The 20,828-nt window shown below is 49.7% G+C and carries 20 protein-coding genes and 1 riboswitch; of the genes, 1 reads left to right on the top strand and 19 read right to left on the bottom strand.

Annotated elements, in window-relative coordinates; translation table 11 throughout:
• Positions 1-11 precede the first annotated feature (11 nt).
• On the top strand, positions 12-1,724 hold the full coding sequence (locus M1D59_RS08620; RefSeq protein WP_020451341.1) for an Rqc2 family fibronectin-binding protein: 1,713 nt from the start codon (positions 12-14) through the stop codon (positions 1,722-1,724).
• Positions 1,725-1,742: 18 nt separating this feature from the next.
• On the opposite strand, the gene M1D59_RS08615 is transcribed toward M1D59_RS08620, so the two are convergent.
• From M1D59_RS08615 to M1D59_RS08525, 19 genes are all read right to left on the bottom strand, one after another.
• Positions 1,743-2,237, bottom strand: a complete 495-nt coding sequence (locus M1D59_RS08615) for a precorrin-2 dehydrogenase/sirohydrochlorin ferrochelatase family protein (protein ID WP_020451340.1) — start codon at positions 2,235-2,237, stop codon at positions 1,743-1,745.
• Positions 2,218-3,003: a sirohydrochlorin chelatase gene (locus M1D59_RS08610; protein ID WP_020451339.1), complete on the bottom strand. Its 786-nt coding sequence runs from the start codon at positions 3,001-3,003 to the stop codon at positions 2,218-2,220. Before M1D59_RS08610 ends, M1D59_RS08615 begins: the two co-directional genes overlap by 20 nt.
• 1 nt (position 3,004) lies before the next feature.
• Complete coding sequence (gene cobA, locus M1D59_RS08605) at positions 3,005-3,778, bottom strand: uroporphyrinogen-III C-methyltransferase (RefSeq protein WP_020451338.1); 774 nt, start codon at positions 3,776-3,778, stop codon at positions 3,005-3,007.
• 151 nt (positions 3,779-3,929) lie between these two features.
• Positions 3,930-4,523: an adenylyl-sulfate kinase gene (cysC, locus tag M1D59_RS08600; protein ID WP_020451337.1), complete on the bottom strand. Its 594-nt coding sequence runs from the start codon at positions 4,521-4,523 to the stop codon at positions 3,930-3,932.
• A 13-nt stretch (positions 4,524-4,536) separates the two neighbouring features.
• Entirely contained in the window at positions 4,537-5,673 is a 1,137-nt protein-coding gene (gene sat, locus M1D59_RS08595) for a sulfate adenylyltransferase (protein WP_020451336.1), read from the bottom strand.
• A 25-nt stretch (positions 5,674-5,698) separates the two neighbouring features.
• Entirely contained in the window at positions 5,699-6,763 is a 1,065-nt protein-coding gene (locus M1D59_RS08590; RefSeq protein WP_020451335.1) for an inorganic phosphate transporter, read from the bottom strand.
• A gap of 11 nt (positions 6,764-6,774) precedes the next feature.
• A complete protein-coding gene (locus M1D59_RS08585; protein WP_023857233.1) occupies positions 6,775-7,476 on the bottom strand; it encodes a phosphoadenylyl-sulfate reductase in 702 nt (233 codons plus the stop codon).
• Positions 7,477-7,561: 85 nt separating this feature from the next.
• Positions 7,562-7,678, bottom strand: a complete 117-nt coding sequence (locus M1D59_RS08580; protein WP_369878884.1) for a YezD family protein — start codon at positions 7,676-7,678, stop codon at positions 7,562-7,564.
• 102 nt (positions 7,679-7,780) lie between these two features.
• Positions 7,781-7,887: riboswitch (SAM riboswitch) on the bottom strand.
• Between the two features lie 163 nt (positions 7,888-8,050).
• A complete protein-coding gene (pyrE, locus tag M1D59_RS08575) occupies positions 8,051-8,680 on the bottom strand; it encodes an orotate phosphoribosyltransferase (RefSeq protein ID WP_020451333.1) in 630 nt (209 codons plus the stop codon).
• Entirely contained in the window at positions 8,677-9,396 is a 720-nt protein-coding gene (gene pyrF, locus M1D59_RS08570; RefSeq protein ID WP_020451332.1) for an orotidine-5'-phosphate decarboxylase, read from the bottom strand. Before pyrF ends, pyrE begins: the two co-directional genes overlap by 4 nt.
• Complete coding sequence (locus M1D59_RS08565; RefSeq protein ID WP_023857235.1) at positions 9,365-10,300, bottom strand: dihydroorotate dehydrogenase; 936 nt, start codon at positions 10,298-10,300, stop codon at positions 9,365-9,367. Before M1D59_RS08565 ends, pyrF begins: the two co-directional genes overlap by 32 nt.
• Positions 10,300-11,070, bottom strand: a complete 771-nt coding sequence (locus tag M1D59_RS08560; RefSeq protein WP_023857236.1) for a dihydroorotate dehydrogenase electron transfer subunit — start codon at positions 11,068-11,070, stop codon at positions 10,300-10,302. Before M1D59_RS08560 ends, M1D59_RS08565 begins: the two co-directional genes overlap by 1 nt.
• Entirely contained in the window at positions 11,067-14,279 is a 3,213-nt protein-coding gene (gene carB / locus M1D59_RS08555) for a carbamoyl-phosphate synthase large subunit (protein ID WP_020451329.1), read from the bottom strand. The genes M1D59_RS08560 and carB overlap by 4 nt, the downstream gene beginning before the upstream one ends.
• On the bottom strand, positions 14,264-15,358 hold the full coding sequence (locus M1D59_RS08550) for a carbamoyl phosphate synthase small subunit (RefSeq protein WP_023857237.1): 1,095 nt from the start codon (positions 15,356-15,358) through the stop codon (positions 14,264-14,266). Before M1D59_RS08550 ends, carB begins: the two co-directional genes overlap by 16 nt.
• Complete coding sequence (locus tag M1D59_RS08545) at positions 15,355-16,641, bottom strand: dihydroorotase (RefSeq protein WP_020451327.1); 1,287 nt, start codon at positions 16,639-16,641, stop codon at positions 15,355-15,357. Before M1D59_RS08545 ends, M1D59_RS08550 begins: the two co-directional genes overlap by 4 nt.
• Positions 16,625-17,545: an aspartate carbamoyltransferase catalytic subunit gene (locus M1D59_RS08540; RefSeq protein WP_458117939.1), complete on the bottom strand. Its 921-nt coding sequence runs from the start codon at positions 17,543-17,545 to the stop codon at positions 16,625-16,627. Before M1D59_RS08540 ends, M1D59_RS08545 begins: the two co-directional genes overlap by 17 nt.
• Before the next feature lie 144 nt (positions 17,546-17,689).
• The gene (gene pyrP / locus M1D59_RS08535) at positions 17,690-18,994 is read right to left on the bottom strand and encodes a uracil permease PyrP (RefSeq protein ID WP_035338811.1); all 1,305 of its coding nucleotides are present in this window, start codon (positions 18,992-18,994) and stop codon (positions 17,690-17,692) included.
• A gap of 193 nt (positions 18,995-19,187) precedes the next feature.
• On the bottom strand, positions 19,188-19,736 hold the full coding sequence (pyrR, locus tag M1D59_RS08530) for a bifunctional pyr operon transcriptional regulator/uracil phosphoribosyltransferase PyrR (protein WP_458117938.1): 549 nt from the start codon (positions 19,734-19,736) through the stop codon (positions 19,188-19,190).
• Positions 19,737-19,912: 176 nt separating this feature from the next.
• Positions 19,913-20,827 carry an RluA family pseudouridine synthase gene (locus M1D59_RS08525; protein ID WP_020451323.1) on the bottom strand — a complete coding sequence of 305 codons (915 nt, stop codon included), beginning with the start codon at positions 20,825-20,827 and terminating at the stop codon, positions 19,913-19,915.
• Between the last annotated feature and the right edge of the window lies 1 nt (position 20,828).

Raw genomic sequence — 20,828 nt, 5'->3', positions numbered from 1 at the left:
GAGTTTTTCATATGTCTTTTGACGGCATTTTTACATACGGAATGATCGAAGAATTAAATGAAACGATTCGAGGCGGACGAATTGCAAAAATCCACCAGCCGTTTAAGCACGAGCTGGTGTTTCATATCAGAGCGAACGGGCAGAACCGCAAATTGCTGCTCTCCGCCCACCCGAGTTATGCGCGGGTTCACCTGACAAACGAAACCTATGACAACCCGAGCACCCCTCCGATGTTCTGCATGCTCCTCCGGAAGCATCTGGAAGGCGGCTTTATCGACCGAGTCGAGCAAGTCGGCATGGACAGAATGATGGTCTTTCATATCAGGAGCCGGAACGAAATCGGCGACACGCTGACAAGAAAGCTGATGGTTGAAATCATGGGAAGGCACAGCAACATCGTGTTAACCGACGGAGAAAAAGATGTCATCATCGACAGTTTGAAGCACCTGTCACCTTCGGTGAACAGCTACCGCACCGTGCTTCCGGGATACGATTACATTCTCCCTCCCGCCCAGAACAAATTGTCACCGCTGGAAGCGGAAACTGAAGATATTCTCCGCCATTTGAATTTCCAGGAAGGCAAACTGGACAGGCAGATCGTCGATACCTTTTCCGGCGTCTCGCCTCTGTTTGCGAAAGAAGCCGTCTTTCGCGCGGGCCTTGCCAACAGGGCGACACTGCCAAACGTCTTGACAGAGATGTTCAGCGAAATCAAAAACCGGCGTTTTCAGCCCCAGCTTATCACGACAGAAGATGGAAAAGAATATTTTTACCTTCTTGAGCTGACCCATATAAAAGGCGATAACAAACCCTTTCATACGCTGAGCGAACTTCTTGACCGCTACTATTTCGGAAAAGCGGAGCGAGACCGCGTCAAACAGCAGGCTCATGATTTAGAGCGTTTCGCGGCAAACGAAAAGAAAAAGAACGAAAACAAAATCAAAAAGCTGAAAAAAACGCTTGAGCAGTCCGAACACGCGAAGGATTTTCAGCTGTACGGAGAGCTGTTGACAGCGAACCTGTACCAGCTGAAAAAAGGAGACAAAGCGGCGAGAGTCATCAACTACTATGATGAAAACGGCGGAGAAATCACGATACCGCTCAATCCGAATAAAACGCCTTCCGAAAACGCGCAAAGCTATTTTACAAAATATCAAAAAGCGAAAAATTCGGTGGAAGTCGTGAAGGAGCAGATCAGATTAGCAGAAGAGGAAATCGCTTATTTCGACCAGCTGATTCAGCAGCTTTCGTCTGCCTCTCCGAAAGATATAACCGAAATCCGCGAAGAGCTCGCCGAAGGAAAGTATTTGCGGGCCAAACAGCAAGGAGGCCAGAAAAAACAGAAGAAACAGGCGCCGACGCTCGAAACATACGAATCCAGCGCAGGAGAAACGATTCTCGTCGGCAAAAACAACAAGCAGAACGAATATTTGACGATGAAACTTGCCGCCCGCGACCACATCTGGCTTCACACGAAAGATATTCCGGGGTCGCACGTCGTCATCCAATCGAGCGATCCGGACGAGCAAACCATCCTTGAAGCAGCGCAGATCGCTGCCTATTACAGCAAAGCGAAAAACTCGGCTTCGGTTCCTGTCGACTATACAAAAATACGCCATGTCAAAAAGCCGAATGGCGCAAAGCCCGGTTTTGTCACCTACGACAGCCAGCAAACCGTTTTTGTAACACCTGACGAAGACTTGATCATCAAGCTGAAAAAATAATGCTAAAAGGCCTGAACCTCACTGGTTCAGGCCTCTTCTTTTACGGAGAAGCTCGTCGATCTCTTGGACAAGCTCATCATCGATCAAATCATCAATCTGTCCGGCCAGTTTGATCGTGTGACGCGGGCTGGCTCCGTTTGTCGAGACGGATATGGTGATGTTTCCTCTGTTGATTATTTTCGGAACATATACATTTCCAAGCTCCGCTTCACTCGCAACATTGACAAGCTGATCAGGAGCAGCTGATGCGGCGATCCGCTTGTTCACCTCGTGATCATCGGTCGCGAGAATGATCAGAAATGCATCCTTGAAATCGCCGGGTTCCGCTTTTTTCTTCTTCCATTCGATGCCGTGCTCTTCGATCAATCCGAGCATCTCTTCTGATACTTCGGGGCTGATGACGGTTGCAGACGCACCTTCTGCCAGCACCGTTTTCAGACGCCGCGCCGCGATCTCCCCTCCGCCTGCAATGACTGCGGATTTGCCTTTGATGTTAATGTGAAGCGGCAGCATCTGATGCTCCTGTAAAATCAAAGCGGCCGGCTTTGTTGATAACCGCTTCCTCAACGCGGTGCAAAAAGGCATTTTTCACATGAGGGTGGAAGCCGAGGTAATCCGTCAGCACGACGTCCGGATTGGTTTCTTTCAGCTTGGCGGTTTCCCTTTCAATCTCGTTCATCAGCATACCGGTAAACAGCAAATACGGTACGATAAATGTCGTTTTTCCGTCCCGTTCTTTAAGCTGTTTAAACACATCCTGATAGTGCGGTTCACAGGCTGTCATAAAGCAGGGAATGACCTCGTCAACGGGCGCGAGGTCTCTCAGCCGCTCGCAAATGTCATTGACATCCCGTTTGACATCCGGATCAGAGCTCCCCCTTCCGATCACCACGACTCTTGCATGTTCATATGGCGTCCCCGTTTCTTCGATCCTTGTAAAAACCGCTTTGACGACTTCCTGATCGACGCCGATCGGCTTTCCGTAAGCGACGCTGACGGAAGGATACTGCGAAGAAACGCGGGCAAGCTCCTCAGGGATGTCCCTTTTGGCATGCGCGGCTGTCAAGAGGAGAAGCGGCACAGCCGCGATATGCGTCGCGCCCTTTTCCACACACGCTTTAAAACCGGTTTCGATATCCGGTGCCGCCAGTTCCAAAAAAGAAATTTCCTGAATGGGGGCGGACATGGTTTCTTTGCAGCTCTCCAAAAAAGCGGCTGCCTCTGTTTGAGCTCTTTTCAGACGGCTCCCGTGGCCGATATATAAAATCGCTTGTTTCATATTAAAGCGCCTCGCTTAATGCCGGATCTTTCAGCTCGGGTTCAAACCAGCTTAACTGTGAGCTGAATTGAACGACATCCCCGATGACAATCAGGCTCGGGTTTTCAATTTTTTCGCTTTCGACTGTACCTGCAAGCGTTTCAACCGTGCAAAGCACCGTTTTTTGTTTGTCCGTCGTTCCCCAATGAATGAAAGCGGCAGGGGTAGACGGATCTCTGCCGTTTTCGATCAGAAGCCTTTCAATTTGCTTCACGTTTTTAATCCCCATATAAATGACAAGCGTATCGATCCCTGTGGCTAGCGCTTTCCACTTCTCTTCAAAATGTTCATCTTTTTGATAATGTCCTGTCACGAAAGCGACGTTTGAACTCGCTTCCCGGTGTGTCACTGGAATGCCCGCATAAGCAGCGGCGGCAATCCCCGAGGTGATTCCCGGCACGATTTCATAAGCAACTCCGTGTTCAGCGAGGGTTTGCGCTTCCTCGCCGCCTCTGCCGAATACGAAAGGATCGCCGCCTTTCAGCCTGACAACGATTTTCCCTTTTTTCGCATACTTGACGAGAAAATGATTGATCGTTTCCTGCTTCATCATGTGGTAGTCCGGAAGCTTTCCGCAGTAGATGAGATCCGCTCCCTCCTTGGCGTGCTGTAAAATCTGTTTATTCACAAGCCTGTCATACAAAATGACATCGGCTGTCTGGATGGCTTTTAAAGCTTTGATCGTCAGTAAATCGGGGTCTCCAGGACCTGCCCCAACGATATATACTTTCCCCATCTTAGATCTCCCCCCGATCTGATCAACGTCTTCTTCAATCATTATAAATCATAAAGAAAGCGTTTGGTGCCTGAAAATATCACAAAAACCAAACGTTTTCTTTATGAAATAGGAAAGTGCATGTGCAGCACTTTCCTATTTCACCCGCATTTTATTTCGTTTGATCTTTCACGTATTGGACGAGCTGATTTTTGCACTCTTCCCGATTATGTGCGCCTGTATCAAGGACTAGCTCAGGCGTTTCAGGCTCTTCATAAGGCGAATCGATCCCCGTGAAAAATGGAATTTCTCCGTTTCTCGCTTTTTTATACAAGCCTTTCGGGTCGCGCTCCTCGCACGTCGCCAAATCGCATTTCACATAGACTTCATGAAACTCATCTTCCTCGACGAGCTGTCTGACAAGCCCGCGGTCTTCTTTAAAAGGGGAAATGAACGCCGTAATGACGATCGTCCCCTGTTCGACAAAGAGCTTCGCGACCTCGCCGATCCGGCGGATGTTTTCCTTCCGGTCTTCATCGGAAAACCCGAGGTCCTTGTTCAGTCCGTGCCTGACGTTGTCGCCGTCGAGCACCGTGACCTGGTAGCCTTGTTCAAACAACTCACGCGCTGCGGCATTGGCAATTGTTGATTTTCCTGAACCGCTCAAGCCCGTCAGCCAAACGATCGAGCTTTTATGTTTATTTTTCTCATGATATTCCCGTTTTGTAATGGACGCTTCATGCCAAACAATATCTTTATTTACCAAGAGATGCTCCCCCTTAAGAAACCCCGGCCGTTAAGCCTTTGATTAATGTTTGAATGACTTCTGGACGGCTGAATGTGCTCGGCGGGAACTCGCCGTTTCTCAGCATGCCCCTCACCTTTGTACCGGACAAAATGACATGATGTTCTTTGCTGTGAGGGCACGTTTTCGCCGTAGCCATTGAACCGCAGACATTGCAGTAGAAGCTGTGTTCGAATTTCAGCGGCGTAATGCCGATCTCTTCCGGCGCGAACTGATCGAACAGTTCCTGCGCTTCATATGTGCCGTAGTAATCGCCGACTCCGGCATGGTCTCTTCCGACGATAAAATGCGTACATCCGTAGTTCTTTCTGACAAGCGCATGGAAGATTGCTTCCTTCGGCCCCGCATAGCGCATCGCCGCCGGAAAAACGCCGAGAAAGACGCGGTCTTTTGGATAGTAGCCGTCAAGCAGCACCTGATAGCTTTCCATGCGGACATCAGCCGGAATATCGTCTGATTTTGTTTCCCCGACGAGCGGATTGAGGAAAAGACCGTCTACTGTCTCGAGCGCCGTTTTTTGAATGTATTCGTGCGCTCTGTGAACCGGATTTCTCGTCTGGAATCCGACGATCGTTTTCCAGCCGAGTTCTGCGAATTTTTTTCTTGTTTCCAAAGGTTCGAATGTGTGGGCCGGGAATTGCTTTACGCTCCGTTTAATGAGAGTGATCGGCCCGCCCACATAAACGCTGCCGCGGTCAAACAATTTTTTGACGCCCGGATGCTCGAGTTCGTCGGTTTTATAGATATTGACGGCTTCCGTTTTCTTGTCCGGCGTATAGATGTCTTCGATCTCGATGACGCCGTATGTTTCCCCATTATAGGTGAGGCGGACGGTGTCCCCCGCTTTTAAGCTTGAAGCTTTTTGCTCGTCAACAGGCAGAGCGATCGGAAGCGTCCATACTTCGCCGCTTGACAGTCTCATATTTTCGACAACGGACAGATAGTCTTTCTCTGTCATAAAGCCTTGGATCGGGCTGTACGCACCGATTCCGATCAGCTCCAAATCTGAAAAAGCCATTAAATCCAATTCTATTTCCTGTGCGATATGTTGAAAATCGTATGCTTCATTGACGCGGTTAACCAATACACCGCCGTGTGGTGCTAAACTCATAAACTTGTTTCCCCCTACTTTGTGTTTAAATTCCTCCGCCTTGTTCATGGACGGAGCTGTGCTCTTTTTTGACTGCTCTCATCAGGCTGATCGTCCCGACAGATGCCAGAAGGACGCTTGTGACGACGATGAGAGCATAATAGTCTCCTTTTAATAAAAGGCTGACCAGCATATAAGACAGGCTTAATGAAAGGAACGGCGAGACGACCCATACTTTCAGCATCGTTTTGACCACTTGTTTATGAAAGACATTGCCGCCGTTTTTTGCCATTCCCATCCCTATAATAGAAGATGATGTGACTTGCGCAAGCGGAACCGGCAAACCGAAAATCGAACTGATGATGACAAGCCCGGCTCCTGTTCCGGAAAGGATGATCCCCTCTCCTTTTGAAAATTTCGTTATTTTTTTGCCGTTTGTTTCAAGAACGCGCCTGCCCAGTAAAAGGGCGCCCAGCGCGACAAACAGTCCGCCGTAGAGCGTTCCTTCCCCGACTGTCAAAACATGCGCCGCCACCAGAGGTCCGACAGCATTTGCGACATTGTTCATGCCTGCTGAGAAGGCTTCAAAAAACCCGGTGATCAACAGAATGACCGCCAAAACCTTTGCTTTCTTTCCCGAGGCTGGACGTTTGATCGTTTTTTTCATGATGTTTGCCATCGCAAATGTAAAGGTAAAAGCGACGATTGGTACAACGACCCAAAATGAGACGATGACAAGCAAAGATTTCACATATAAAACCTGGTAAGCGACACCTACTCCGACAACAGATCCGACCGTCACTTCACTTGTCGAAAGCGGGATGCCGAGTACATTTGCGATAAAGAGCGACAGTGCCGCCGAGCCGATAATAATGCAGACGATTTCAAGCGAAATCACCCGTTCGGGAATGATGCCTGAGCTGATCGTTTTCACGACGTTTCCTCCGCCGATGACGGCGCCCGAGAGAACGCCTGCTGCACAGATTATTAGTGCGTGAAACTTCTTTTTGACGGCTTCAGATCCATAGGCGATTCCCATTGAAGCAGCTGCACCGCTCGCTCCGATATTCATCGCAAAAAACATGCTAAATAAAATGGCGGCAAGTTCCATGACTCATCTCCTTACTCGTGTAATCCGCATTCTGTTTTAGCCGATCCGTTCCAGCGGCCTGATCGAAGATCATCCATTGTAAAGGCCGGAGAGGTGCACGGAGCGCAGCCGATGCTCGGGTAGCCTTGATCATGAAGCGGATTGTACGGGAGATCGTGCTTTGTCACATATCTCCAAATATCCTTCCACGTCCAATGAATGAGCGGACAAACTTTGATAGACTTGAATTTTTCATCTTTGTTCAAAAAATTCGTTTTGCTCCGCCCGGGCGATTGCTCGCGGCGCAGGCCCGACAGCCACGCCGGGTAGCCTGAAAGCGTCTCGCGGAGAGGAATGACCTTCCTCATTTCACAGCAGGAATTCGGAGCGGTCTTCCATAGTTCGTCCCCATATTCTTTCGCCTGCTCTTCGACGGTAAGCTCCGGTGTTTTCATGATAATCTGAAGGCCTGGATATCGTTCTTTGACAGCGTCGATCGTTTCATACGTTTCTTTAAAATGAAATCCCGTATCAAGGAAAACGATGACCGCATCTTTTTTCACCTTATAAATCAAATCGATCAGGACGATTCCCTCAATTCCGAAGCTGCACGCATATACAAGCTGATTTCCGTAATGTCCGTATGCCCATTTCAAGACGGACAGCGCTCCTTTATAAGAGTCATCTTCCTGAAAAGAGATATTTGGTTCTTCCCATGTGCTGTAAGTAAAAATTTTCGGTTCCCCCTTTTTTCGCCAACAAAAAAACGGCTTCCAGCAGAAAAAAACTGTGAAAACCGCCTCTAGTTTGTCTAGTCAGCTATTTCAATCTTATTTTTTCATTTTTTTCGATTTGAATGACTTTGCCGTCCTGAACAACGAATGTGATCGATCCGTAATTCATGTCTTTCAGCATGTCTTTCATTTTGATGATCACCTTTTCAAGCTGTTCATCTGTCTTCACTTCTAGCTCCTCCTCTGCCCCTAAAAATTAAAATCTTTCTTCCAAATTTGAAAGAAAGACGAGGAACTCCGCTATTCCTTATCTCTCAAAATGAGGGCATTTTGCTGGAAGTAGCACCTTACGCTTCACACGCAGGTTGCCGGGTTTCATCGGACCAGTCCCTCCACCGCTCTTGATAAGTTTGCTTTTGTTATTTTAAAATTTTAGCACAATTCGAACAAAAGTCAACCCGACTTTTTTTATAGGATTAATAAAAAATAAAAATAATCCGATTTTACTATTTTTAAATCTGTAAAAAGACGCAAAAAAAGCCGTTCTCCCATTAGGAGAATACGGCTTTTATCATTAATCCATCCAAGACTTGCTTTCAGGATCCGCCTTCCATTCTTTCAGTTTGGCGGCATCCTGTTCGCTGATATATCCGCCGGCAAGCGCAGCCTCTGTCAATGTATCGTAATCAGTCAGCGTACGGTATTCAACGCCCGCTTCGCTGAAGGCGGCGGCAGCTTTAGGAAGCCCGTAAGTGAAAATGGCGGCGACACCGAGCACTTCACATCCCGCCTCTGTGAGAGCGGCTGCCGCTTCAAGGACGCTTCCTCCCGTTGAAATTAAATCTTCAATTACAACGACTTTTTGTCCTTTTACAACAGCGCCTTCAATTTGGTTTCCTTTGCCGTGCGCCTTCGGTTTGCTTCTGACGTAGCACATCGGCAGGCTCAGCCTGTCGGCGGCAAGCGCGGCATGGGGGATTCCTGCAGTTGCCGTACCGGCGATCATTTCGGCTCCGGGAAACTTGTCTTGAATCAGTCCGGCAAGCCCTGAAGCTATATCATCCCTTACTTCCGGATATGAAAGCGTCAAACGATTGTCGCAGTAGATGGGCGACAAGATGCCGCTCGCCCATGTAAACGGCTCGTTCGGGCGCAGGAAAACCGCTTTGATTCTTAATAAATGGTTTGCAATGTCTGTTTTCATGCCTTGGTTCCCTCCCACTCATGTCCTATTCTTCTGTAGGCTGACACAGGATCTTCTGCCTGTGTAATCGAACGGCCGACAACGATCGCCGACACGCCTTTTTCCCTTGCGTAGCCAGGCGTCGCCACCCGGACCTGGTCGTTGTTTTTGTCATCCGCCATGCGAATTCCGGGTGTCACGGTCAGAAAATCTAAAGACGCGGCCCGGTAAATGTGTTCGGCTTCATGGACGGAGCAGACGACACCGTCAAGTCCGCTTTCTTTAGCCAACTTGCTGTAGTGAACAACTGTATCGAGAAGCGGCGTTTCAATCAGCAGCTCTTGCTGAAGCATTTCTGAAGACGTGCTTGTCAGCTGGGTCACAGCAATTAATGAAGGGCGTTTTCGGCCTGCCGGAGTCCCCGCTTCAAGGCCTTCAAGCGCCGACTCCATCATTTGCTTTCCGCCTGCTGCGTGCACATTGACAAGGCTGACGCCAAACCCCGCCAGCCTTTTCATCGCCTTGTATACGGTCGTTGGAATGTCGTGGCATTTTAGATCAAGGAAAATGCGGCAGCCGCGCTCCTGTAACTTTTCAAGGATGGCCGGCCCTTCCTGATAAAAAAGCTCCATGCCCACCTTCACGAAAAGCTCTTCTCCATGAAACCGGTCCAAAAACGCATATGTTTCCTGTGCTGATGCAAAATCAAGCGCGATGATGGGCGGCGTATGTTTCATCCTTCCAGCTCCTTCCGATACACTCGTTCAACGAACGGTATCCGTATTTTTCTAAAACGCGCGGCAAATCGGCGATGATTTCGGGACAAACAAACGGATTAACAAAGTTTGCGGTGCCGACGGCGACTGCGCTCGCACCCGCCAGCAAAAACTCAAGCACATCTTCCGCTGACTGGACACCGCCCATGCCGATGATCGGAATGCTGACTTTTTGGCTGACTTCATGCACCATTCTGATGGCCACCGGTTTAACAGCAGGGCCTGATAATCCGCCGGTTTTGTTCGCCAAGATCGGCTTTCCCGTTTTTAAGTCGAGCCGCATCCCGATCAGGGTGTTGATCATCGTCAAACCGTCCGCTCCCGCTTCTTCTATGGCAAGAGCGATGTCGGTAATATTCGCGACATTCGGCGACAGCTTCACATAGACGGGAACGCTCGCAACCTCTTTCACCGCTTTCGTCAGCTCACTGGCCATTTCCGGCTGCGTACCGAAGGCGATCCCTCCCGTTTTCACGTTAGGACAGGAAATATTCAGCTCGAGCGCATGAACATTCGGCGCTTTGCTGATTTCTTCAGCCACTTCAACATAATCGTCGATCTGCGAGCCGGCGACATTGGCGATAATCGGTGTATCGAACTGTTCGAGCCACGGCAATTCGTGTTCCATGACAGCCTCTAAACCCGGATTTTGCAGACCGATGGCATTAAGCATGCCGGCTTGCGTCTCGGCGACGCGCGGCGTCGGGTTCCCGAAGCGCGGTTCGCTCGTCGTCGCTTTAATCATGATCGCACCGAGACGTGAAAGATCGTAAAAGTTCGCAAATTCTCTCCCGAATCCGAAGCAGCCTGAAGCCGGCATGATCGGATTTTTCAATTGAAGGCCCGGCAAATTGACTTCGAGCATCATAACAGCACCTCCTGGGCTTTGAAAACAGGACCATCAAGGCATACCTTCACATAAGATGTTTCGCTTTCTTCCGTATGGCAGACACAGGCAAAGCAAGCGCCGATCCCGCATCCCATGCGCTCTTCCATTGACAGATAAACCTCTTTATCCGGATAGCGCTGTTTTAAAGCTTTCAGCATCGGCGTCGGTCCGCAGGCCATTATGCAGTCAAACTGAAGCCCCTCGTTTTCAATGACATCTGTAACAAATCCCTTTGAACCGCGGGTGCCGTCTGCGGTTGCCACATACACACGCCCGAAACGGCTGAATTCCTGTTCGTAAAAGACGTCTTTTGCAGAAGCAAATCCTAACACATGGATCGCGTGCACCCCTCTATTTGTCAGCTGTTTGCTCAGCTCGTAAAGCGGCGGAACACCGATCCCCCCTCCGACAAGAAGAGCCGTTTTCCCCGGTTCAAGCGATTCAGCCGGAAAACCGTTGCCGAGCGGACCAAGGACATCGATCTGATCTCCTTCCTGTTTTAAAGACAGGAGACTCGTGCCTTCCCCATCCTTGCGAAAGATGATGGTCACCTGCCGGGCAGCTCTGTTGATGTCGGCGATGCTGATCGGCCGCCTCAAAAGCGGCGTGAGGGAATCTGAGACCTTGATGTGAAGAAACTGGCCGGGAGCGCCGCAAACTTCGGCAATCTCCCCTTCCAGTACCATTTGATAAATATGATCCGCGATACACTTGTTTGAACGGACTGTCATATACCCTTTTCTCATCTGACGGCCGCCTTTTGCTCAATTCTAATCGCCGGCATATGATCGGCGCGGAAGCTCATGCTTTCAAGCACCCGCAAAATCGCTTCCGCCGTATCAAGGGATGTCAGGCAGGCAACGCCGTTTTCAACGGATTCGCGTCTGATTCTGAAGCCGTCCCTTGCCGGCTGCTTCCCTTTTGTCAGCGTATTGACGACGAACTGCGCTTCCCCGTTTCGAATGACATCAAGGAGATTTGTGCCTTCTTCGCCGATTTTCCCGACGGTTTTAACAGGTACGGATGCGTCTCTTAAATAGCCGGCCGTTCCTTCCGTAGCCAATATTTTATAGCCGATCGCATGGAACCGCTTGGCGATCAATAGACCTTCCTCTTTATCTTTATCAGCAACTGTCAGGAGAACAGAGCCGTAATTCGGAATTTGGATGCCTGAAGCGATCAGTCCTTTGTACAGCGCTTTTTCCAAAGTACTGTCTTTGCCCATGACTTCCCCGGTCGATTTCATTTCCGGTCCGAGCGTGATATCCACTCTCCTCAGCTTTGCAAACGAGAAGACCGGCACTTTCACATATACGCCTTCCTGCTCTTTTTGAAGGCCTTCAGTATAGCCCATATCGGCAAGCTTCCCGCCGAGAATCACTTTTGTTGCGAGATTGGCCATCGGAATGCCGGTGATTTTGCTGAGAAACGGCACCGTGCGGCTCGATCTCGGGTTGACTTCAAGGACGTAAACCTCATCTTTTGAAAGGACAAACTGAATGTTGAGCAGGCCGACGATGTTTAAGCCTTTTGCAAGCTTAATCGTGTATGCTTCAATCTTTTTCTTGATGTCCTCTGAAAGGGATTGCGGCGGGTAAACGGCAATCGAATCCCCTGAGTGGACGCCGGCCCGTTCAATGTGCTCCATAATCCCCGGAATGACGACCGTTTCACCGTCAGAAATCGCATCCACTTCAATTTCCTTTCCGGTCAAATATTTATCGATCAAGACAGGGTGCTGCGGATTGATTTTCACTGCATTCTTCATATAATGGAGAAGCTCTGTTTCATGGTAGACGATCTCCATCGCACGCCCCCCAAGTACATACGATGGGCGGACAAGCACCGGATAGCCGATGTTGGCTGCGATTTCAACAGCGCCTTCCACAGATGTCGCCGTTTTTCCGAGCGGCTGAGGCACATGCAGCGTTTCAAGCGTCTGTTCGAACTTGTCGCGGTCCTCGGCGCGGTCCAAATCCTCAAGGGATGTTCCAAGAATGGCGACGCCCCGCTCCGCGAGCTCGTCGGCAAGGTTGATCGCAGTCTGTCCGCCAAACTGAACGACGACGCCTTTCGGCTGCTCCAAATCGATGATATGCATGACATCTTCAACAGTAAGCGGCTCAAAGTAGAGCTTGTCGGAGATGCTGAAGTCTGTTGAAACCGTCTCAGGATTGTTGTTAATAATGATTGCTTCATAGCCGGCTTCTTTGATCGCCCAAACCGAATGCACAGTCGCATAATCGAATTCGACCCCCTGGCCGATCCGGATCGGGCCGGAGCCAAGAACGATAACGCTGTTTTTGTCTGTTCTGACCGATTCGTTTTCCTCTTCATATGTGCTGTAGAAATAAGGTGTCTCCGATTCAAATTCGGCCGCACATGTATCAACCATTTTATAAACAGGCGTGATGCCTGTTTCTTTTCTAAGATCATAAAGCTTTCTTTCAGGCATCTCCCAGAGAAGGCTGATGAAGCGGTCTGAAAAACCGAGCTCTTTCGCTTCTTTCAAAAGACCCAGGTCGCCGCGCCCGGCTTTCAGCTTTTCTTCAAAGCGAATGATTCCCTCAAGCTTGTGCAGGAAGAACAGGTCAATTGCCGAAAATTCGTGGAGATCGCTGACCGTGTATCCTCTTCTAAACGCTTCGGCCAAGTAAAAGAGACGTTCGTCTCCCGCTTTTTTAATCCGTTTTTCAAGCACTTCATTCGAGATCTCACCGGCATCTTTCAGCTCCAGGTGATAGACATCCGCTTCAAGAGAACGGACCGCTTTCAGGAGAGATTCCTCCCACGTTCTTCCGATCGCCATCACTTCGCCTGTCGCTTTCATCTGCGTGCCGAGCTTGCGGTTTGCCGATTCGAATTTATCAAACGGCCAGCGCGGTATTTTTGAAACGACATAGTCGAGTGCAGGTTCGAAAGACGCGTACGTTTTTCCTGTCACAGGATTCATCATTTCGTCAAGAGACAAACCGACGGCAATTTTAGCGGCAAGCTTTGCGATCGGATAGCCCGTCGCTTTTGAGGCAAGCGCTGATGAACGGCTGACCCGCGGGTTTACCTCGATGATGTAGTACTGAAAGCTGTCCGGGTCAAGCGCCAGCTGAACATTACAGCCGCCTTCGATTTCAAGCGCGCGGATGATTTTCAGCGATACATTGCGAAGCATTTGGTATTCGCGGTCGCTCAACGTCTGGCTCGGCGCTACAACGATGCTGTCCCCGGTATGAATCCCGACCGGATCGATGTTTTCCATATTGCAGACGACGATCGCGTGATCGCTCGAGTCTCTCATGACTTCATACTCGATTTCTTTGTAGCCGGCGATGCTTTTTTCAAGCAGACATTGGTGAACCGGGCTCATTTTTAAGCCGTTTTCAACAATTTCCTTCAGCTCGTCTTCGTTTGAGCAGATGCCTCCGCCTGTTCCGCCGAGCGTGTATGCCGGCCGGACGATGACGGGGAAGCCGATGCGCTCGACGAACTCGCGCGCTTCCTCGAGCGAGTGGATGATCTCGCTTTCCGGAACCGGTTCATTCAACTCATTCATCAGGCTTCTGAACAAGTCGCGGTCCTCCGCTTGTTGGATCGCAGCCAATTTCGTGCCGAGCACTTCAACACCGCACTCAGCCAGGATGCCGTGCTCGGACAGTTCGACCGCCAAGTTGAGGCCCGTCTGCCCGCCCAATGTCGGCAAAATGGCGTCCGGCCGCTCTTTGCGGATGATACGTGTTAAGAATTCAAGCGTCAGCGGTTCGATATATACGCGGTCGGCCATTTCCGTATCCGTCATGATCGTCGCCGGATTCGAGTTGACGAGAATGACTTCATAGCCTTCTTCTTTTAAAGCGAGGCAGGCCTGTGTACCCGCATAATCAAATTCCGCCGCCTGCCCGATAATAATCGGCCCTGATCCGATCACCAAAATCTTTTTGATATCTACGCGTTTAGGCATACCGCTTCCCCTTCTTTCTCTGTGGTTTCAATCATGTGTAAAAATTGATCAAATAAATGGTTGGCGTCTTCCGGTCCCGGTGAAGCTTCCGGATGGTATTGAACCGTGAAAGCCGGTTCGTGTTTATGTTTAAGCCCTTCGATTGTGTCGTCATTAATCGCGACATGCGTCACTTCAAGCGGCGTGTTTTCAACGGTCGATACGGTATAGCCGTGGTTTTGAGCCGTAATTGATACTCTCCCGGTTGCAAGCTCTTTAACCGGATGGTTGGAACCGCGGTGTCCGAATTTCATTTTCGCCGTCTTTGCTCCGCAGGCGAGGGCAAACAGCTGATGGCCGAGACAGATGCCGAACAATGGAACCTTGCCGAGAATGTTTTGAATCATGGCAATTGCTTCGGGTACGTCCGTTGGATCTCCAGGTCCGTTTGACAGCATTACGCCGTCAGGCTTCAGCTGCATCACTTCTTCTGCTGTTACATTGTGAGGAACGACGATCACATCGCATTTGCGCTTGTTCAGCTCTCTTAAGATGCCGTGCTTCATTCCGAAATCGACAAGCACGATTCGCTTCCCCCTCCCAGGGCTCGGATATGCCGTTTTTGTTGAAACTTGGCTGACCTGGTCGGTCGGAAGGTTCGTTTCTTTCAGCTTTTGAACCAAAGCCTCAGCATCTTCTTCCGGGCCGGCAAAAACCCCTTTCAGCGTACCTGCCGTTCTGATCATTCTTGTCAGCTTTCTCGTGTCAATCCCCGAGAGTCCCGGGATGTTCTTCATTTTTAAATATTCATCAAGGGTATAAGCAGAGCGCCAGTTTGACGGAAGTTGACATAACTCTTTTACGATAAACCCTTTCACATAAGGGGTGATAGATTCAAAGTCGTCTCTGTTGATCCCGTAGTTCCCGATCAGCGGGTAGGTCAGTGTGACAATTTGTCCGCAGTATGACGGGTCTGAGAGGATTTCTTGATAGCCTGTCATCCCCGTGTTGAAGACGACTTCTCCCATGGTGTTTTCCAGGCTGCCGAAAGCTTCCCCTTCAAAAATTGTTCCGTTTTCTAGTACAAGACGTCTTTTCATTTTACAAGTCTCCCCTCTTGGTAAACGAGTTTTCCCTTTGCCATTGTCATAACCGGCCAGCCGAAGCAGCTGATGCCGTCAAACGGCGTGTTTTTCCCTTTAGAAAGAAAGGTGTTTTTATCAATTTTTTCTTCGCGTTCAAGATCTATCAGCGTAATATCCGCGGACCGCCCGGCTTCAAGCTTACCGTAAGGAAGTCCGAACGCCTCGCAAGGTTTGACCGTCATATAATCGAGGAGCTGTTTCAGCGTCCAGTTTCCCGTTTTGACAAAGTGCGTATAAAGAAGCGGAAAAGCCGTCTCCAAGCCGACAATCCCAAATGGCGCCAGGCTCATTGTCTGTTGTTTTTCATCTTCTGTATGAGGGGCATGATCCGTAGCGATAAAATCGATTGTTCCGTCTGTAAGCCCCTCAAGGAGCGCTTCTCTGTCTTCCGGACTTCTGAGCGGCGGATTCATTTTATAATTTGTATCAAGACCGGGAATGTCGCTGTCTGAAAGGAGCAGATGGTGAGGCGTCACTTCCGCTGTCACACGGATTCCCGCTTTTTTGGCGTCGCGGACGACCCTGACCGATTCCTTCGTGCTGATATGACAGACATGGTAATGGCAGCCTGCCGCTTCGGCCAGAAGAACGTCCCTTGCGATGTGAACGGCTTCGCATATCGAAGGAATCCCGTTTAAACCGTTGGCTTTGGCAAATTTCCCATCGTGGACACTGCCGCCGTAGATCAGTGAATTGTCTTCACAGTGGGCAACAATTGCTTTATCGATCGAAGCCGCTTTTTTCATCGCTTCATACATCATCCCCGCCGTTTGAACGCCGACGCCGTCATCAGTAAACGCAAACGCACCTGCGTCTTTCAGCCCTTCGAAGTCGGTCATTTCCTGACCTGTTTGTCTGATGGTGATGGAAGCGTACGGCAGCACTCTGACAGATGCCGTTTCGTCAATGCGGTTGACGAGCCACTCCATCTGCTCTTTCGTATCGGGGACAGGCCGCGTATTCGGCATTGCGGCGACAGTTGTAAACCCGCCTCTTGCCGCGGCTTTTGCACCTGTTTCGATCGTTTCTTTCTTCTCGCCGCCCGGCTCTCTGAAGTGAACGTGAAGGTCAACAAGCCCCGGCGAGACGAAAAGCCCATCCGCATTGATGACCGTTTCTCCCAAAGCGGCCTCTAGGCTTCCGATTTCGCTGATTGCATCGCCTTCAACCCTGATGTCGCACTGTACTTTTTCACCTTTTTCGTCGAGTATGAAGCCGTTTTTAATTAAATAAGACATAAGCCTGATCTCCCCTTTTTTTGTTTTCGCCGTTTAGAAGCGCTCTTTTTAAAACCGCCATTCTGATATATACACCGTTTTCCATTTGTTTGAAAATTCTCGACTGAGTGGATTCGACCAGCGCACTGTCAATCTCGACGCCTCTGTTAACAGGCGCAGGATGCATGATGACCGCGTCTTTTTTCAGGAGCTCCGCCCGCTTCAGCGACAGTCCGAAAGTTTCAAGATAATCGCGTTCTGCCGCCTTTTTCTCATGACGTTCGTGCTGAATTCGGAGAAGCATCACGACATCCGAATTTGCGACCGCTTCATCAGGCGACACATATGTCCCGTAAGGATTGTTGTTATCCCGCCATTCTTCCGGACCTGAGAAAAGAACCTTTGCTCCGAGCCTTGTCAGCACTTCGGCATTCGATCTTGCCACTCTGCTGTGTTTGATATCTCCGTGTATGGATACCGTCAGTCCGGCAAATCCGCCCCATTCCTCGTAAATCGTCAGCAAATCGAGCAAAGATTGAGTGGGATGCTGACCGCAGCCGTCTCCGGCATTGATCACCGGAATGCCGACATGTCCGATAAGTTCATCGTAATAATGATCCTGAGAGTGTCTGATCACACATACATCAGCGCCGATGGATTCGAGTGTCTTGACGGTATCGTACAACGATTCTCCTTTTTGTACGCTTGTTGAAACACCGTCCAGGTTCAGCACATTCATGCCGAGTTTCTTTTCAGCCACTTCAAAGCTGAAGCGCGTTCTTGTGCTCGGTTCAAAAAACAGATTGGCAGCAAACTTTCCGGAGAGGACGGAATCGAATTTCCTTTTTTTCAGCTCTCTCGCCTCTTCAATCAGCTCGTGAATATCCTCAAGACTAAGCTCATTCATTGCGGTCAAGTGTTTCATTTTTTCTCCCCCTCAGGCTTTAATTTCCTGTAAAAAAACCCCAAGCCACAACGGCTTGGGGTACAGTGAACCAGAGAATGCGCTTTTTTGCACTTCTCTCTCCGTAACCCTTTCAAGCCTCTCTGGACTTCATTTAAAAGGTTTTTAAATATGCTCTTCTATTTCAATCCCGTCCTGATCTCCCTTTGATTCAGGCAGGACAAGGTTTAAAACCACTCCGACGATCGCTGCAAGCGCCATGCTTGACAGCTCGAACCCTGAGATTTTGATAAATGCGCCGCCCACTCCGATGACGAGAATGACGGATGAGATGATCAGGTTTCGCTTATTTTCCAAGTCAATTTTGTTATCAATCAGCATGCGCAGTCCGCTTGATGCGATGATACCGAACAGCAGGAAGGAAACGCCTCCCATGACTGCAGAAGGGACAGAGCTGATCAGGGCCGAAATTTTGCCGATAAACCCGAAGCACAGTGCAATAACAGCCGCTCCGCCGATGACAAATACGCTGAATACTCTTGTGATGGCGAGTACGCCGATGTTTTCTCCGTAGGTCGTTGTCGGCGGTCCGCCGATGCATGATGCCAGCATCGTTGCGACACTGTCGCCGAAAATCGAGCGGTGAAGCCCGGGCTTCTTAATGAAATCCTGACCGACGACTTTGCTTAATACCATTTGGTGGCCGATATGTTCTGACATTGTCACGAAAGCAACGGGCACCATGGCGATTCCAATTCCGACAGCCGCCGCGCTCGGCGTATAGTCGACAAACGGAATGACGAAATCTGGAACAGCAAACCATTTGGCGTCAAGGACCATCTGGAAGTCGACGATGCCTTGGGTCAGGGCGAACAAGTATCCGCCGATAATTCCGATCAAGACAGGAATCAGGCTGAAAAATCCTCTTAAGAAAATCGCGCAGATTATGGTGAGCGCGAGTGTGAATCCTGCGACGCCAAAATGTTTGGCGCTGTAGACGAGCACTTTTGCTCCCGAATCTTCATACATGGCCATATTGACAGCCGTGCTTGCCAGCCCGAGTCCGATGACGATAATGACCGGACCGACGACAACAGGCGGCAGGAGCCTCATCAGCCAGTCCGTTCCAAGTTGCTGGATGAGCAGGGCGATCAGCCCGTAGGCGATGCCTGCCATAAATGCGCCGATCATGGCCGCCCCAGGGCCTCCGGCGGCTTTTGCTGCGATAATCGGGGCAATAAATGCAAAGGATGAACCTAAGTAAGCCGGGATCTGTCCTTTTGTAATCAAGAGATATGCAAGCGTTCCTAGCCCGCTCGTTATAAGGGCCACGCCTGGGCTTAAGCCTACAAGCTTTGGCACGAGGATCGTCGCTCCGAACATGGCAAACAGATGCTGCAGGCTGAAAGTTATCCAATTCAAAGGTTTTGGTACTTCTCTGACACCAAGGTTCACTTTTTTCTGACTCATATTTTTTCCTCCTGATGGTTGACTCACTGTCTTTGATGTCTTTATATCCTGAAAAGATTGTGCCCATTAAAAAAGCCTCTTTGCTTAAATTGCGCAAAGAGGCAGACAAAGATCCGCCGCATGGTGAGGCGGCATCTTTCGTTCTATCCCTCTTTGCAAACTCACTGGAATGCATTTAAAAAAGGATTGTCATTCACTTTTTATAAATCGCCGCAAGGTCGCGTCCGTCAACTTCTTCCAATTGAACCATGACCTTTTCGGTTTTCGATGTCGGGATGTTTTTCCCGATATAGTCGGCTCTGATCGGCAGCTCTCTGTGGCCGCGGTCGACAAGCACCGCGAGCTGGATGGATGAAGGCCGCCCGACATCGACGAGCGCATCCATGGCCGCTCTGACTGTCCGTCCCGTGTAAAGCACATCATCGACGACGATCACCTTTTGATCGGTGATGTCCGCCGGAATGTCCGCTCCGTTGACAAGCGGCTCTTCATTAGACGTTTTTTTGGAGAGATCATCCCTGTAAAGGGTAATGTCGAGCTCTCCTACGGTGACTTTGTTTCCTTCGATTTGCTCAATCCGTTCGGCAAGCCGTTTGGCCAGATAGATGCCTCTCGTTTTGATTCCGACAAGGATACAGTTGTTCATTCCTTTGTTTCGTTCAATCATTTCGTGGGCGATTCTTGTCAGCGCCCTTCTGATCGCCTGTTCGTCAAGCACAACAGCCTTTTCTTGTTCCTGCATGGCCAGCACCCCGCATCTTTTAAAGGATAAAACAAAAACCCCTTCTGCATAAAGGCAGAGAGGGGTCTTGAAACGAATTCATTGATTCGCTTGTCCGGTATCCTTCTCAGCCTCTCTGGACTGTGTTAAAGAATCTGATTTAACTGCATTTATTATTTCAAAAAAGAAAACGTCTGTCAACGTTTATTTCGAATTTTGTCGAGGAGATTTTTCATGTCATCAGGCAGAGGCGCCTCAAATTCAACATATTCTCCGGTACGCGGATGGTCAAATCCCAATACGCCCGCATGCAGCACCTGGCCGTTGAAATCGACCGTCTTTTTCGGGCCGTATTTCGGATCTCCCGCCAGAGGAAAACCGATATATTTCATATGCACGCGAATTTGATGGGTTCGCCCCGTTTCAAGCTGGCATTCAACAACAGTGAAATCGTCGAACCGTTCGATCACTTCAAAATGAGTGACGGCATGCTTTCCATTTTCCCTTGTGACCGTCATACTCTGCCTGTCTTTTTTATCCCTGCCGATCGGCGCGTCGATCGTCCCGTGGTCATGCGGGATGACGCCGTGGACAAGCGCGGTGTATTTTCTCGTCACCGTTTTGTTGACAAGCTGATTCACGAGCGATTCATGCGCCATGTCGTTTTTGGCAACCATCAACAGACCTGAAGTGTCCTTATCAATCCGGTGGACGATGCCCGGCCTCATCACGCCGTTGATGCCTGACAGATCGTCACAATGCGCCATCAAACCGTTGACAAGCGTCCCCGTCAGATGGCCGGGAGCCGGATGAACCACCATTCCGCGCGGCTTGTTGACGACAAGAACGTCCTGATCCTCATAATAAATATCAAGATCCATCGGTTCAGCCATGACATCAAGCGGTTCCGGTTCTGGAACATGGACTGACACCGCATCCCCATCCTGAACTTTATAATTGGCTTTGACCGCATTTCCGTTAACCAGCACGCGGTCTTCTTTAATCCACTGCTGCACCTGAGTCCGCGACCAATCCGCTTCAACTGCGGTCAAGTACTTGTCAATCCGTTCACCTTTATGTTCTTCATGAACGGTCATATCATAATGCTCCATG

The organism is Bacillus sp. PK6-026, assembly GCF_054161455.1.
The sequence above is the reverse complement of the archived record's forward strand: the minus strand, read 5'-3'. Positions and strand labels throughout refer to the sequence as shown.

Coding starts and splice junctions, on each gene's coding strand:
- M1D59_RS08565 (WP_023857235.1), bottom strand. CDS start 10,300: ATGCTCGAAGTCAATTTGCCGGGCCTTCAATTGAAAAATCCGATCATG.
- pyrE (WP_020451333.1), bottom strand. CDS start 8,680: ATGAAAACAGACATTGCAAACCATTTATTAAGAATCAAAGCGGTTTTC.
- M1D59_RS08545 (WP_020451327.1), bottom strand. CDS start 16,641: ATGTCTTATTTAATTAAAAACGGCTTCATACTCGACGAAAAAGGTGAA.
- carB (WP_020451329.1), bottom strand. CDS start 14,279: ATGCCTAAACGCGTAGATATCAAAAAGATTTTGGTGATCGGATCAGGG.
- sat (WP_020451336.1), bottom strand. CDS start 5,673: ATGAGTTTAGCACCACACGGCGGTGTATTGGTTAACCGCGTCAATGAA.
- M1D59_RS08590 (WP_020451335.1), bottom strand. CDS start 6,763: ATGGAACTTGCCGCCATTTTATTTAGCATGTTTTTTGCGATGAATATC.
- pyrP (WP_035338811.1), bottom strand. CDS start 18,994: ATGAGTCAGAAAAAAGTGAACCTTGGTGTCAGAGAAGTACCAAAACCT.
- pyrR (WP_458117938.1), bottom strand. CDS start 19,736: ATGCAGGAACAAGAAAAGGCTGTTGTGCTTGACGAACAGGCGATCAGA.
- M1D59_RS08550 (WP_023857237.1), bottom strand. CDS start 15,358: ATGAAAAGACGTCTTGTACTAGAAAACGGAACAATTTTTGAAGGGGAA.
- M1D59_RS08620 (WP_020451341.1), top strand. CDS start 12: ATGTCTTTTGACGGCATTTTTACATACGGAATGATCGAAGAATTAAAT.
- M1D59_RS08560 (WP_023857236.1), bottom strand. CDS start 11,070: ATGAGAAAAGGGTATATGACAGTCCGTTCAAACAAGTGTATCGCGGAT.
- cobA (WP_020451338.1), bottom strand. CDS start 3,778: ATGGGGAAAGTATATATCGTTGGGGCAGGTCCTGGAGACCCCGATTTA.
- pyrF (WP_020451332.1), bottom strand. CDS start 9,396: ATGAAACATACGCCGCCCATCATCGCGCTTGATTTTGCATCAGCACAG.
- M1D59_RS08540 (WP_458117939.1), bottom strand. CDS start 17,545: ATGAAACACTTGACCGCAATGAATGAGCTTAGTCTTGAGGATATTCAC.
- M1D59_RS08525 (WP_020451323.1), bottom strand. CDS start 20,827: ATGGAGCATTATGATATGACCGTTCATGAAGAACATAAAGGTGAACGG.
- M1D59_RS08615 (WP_020451340.1), bottom strand. CDS start 2,237: ATGCTGCCGCTTCACATTAACATCAAAGGCAAATCCGCAGTCATTGCA.
- M1D59_RS08610 (WP_020451339.1), bottom strand. CDS start 3,003: ATGAAACAAGCGATTTTATATATCGGCCACGGGAGCCGTCTGAAAAGA.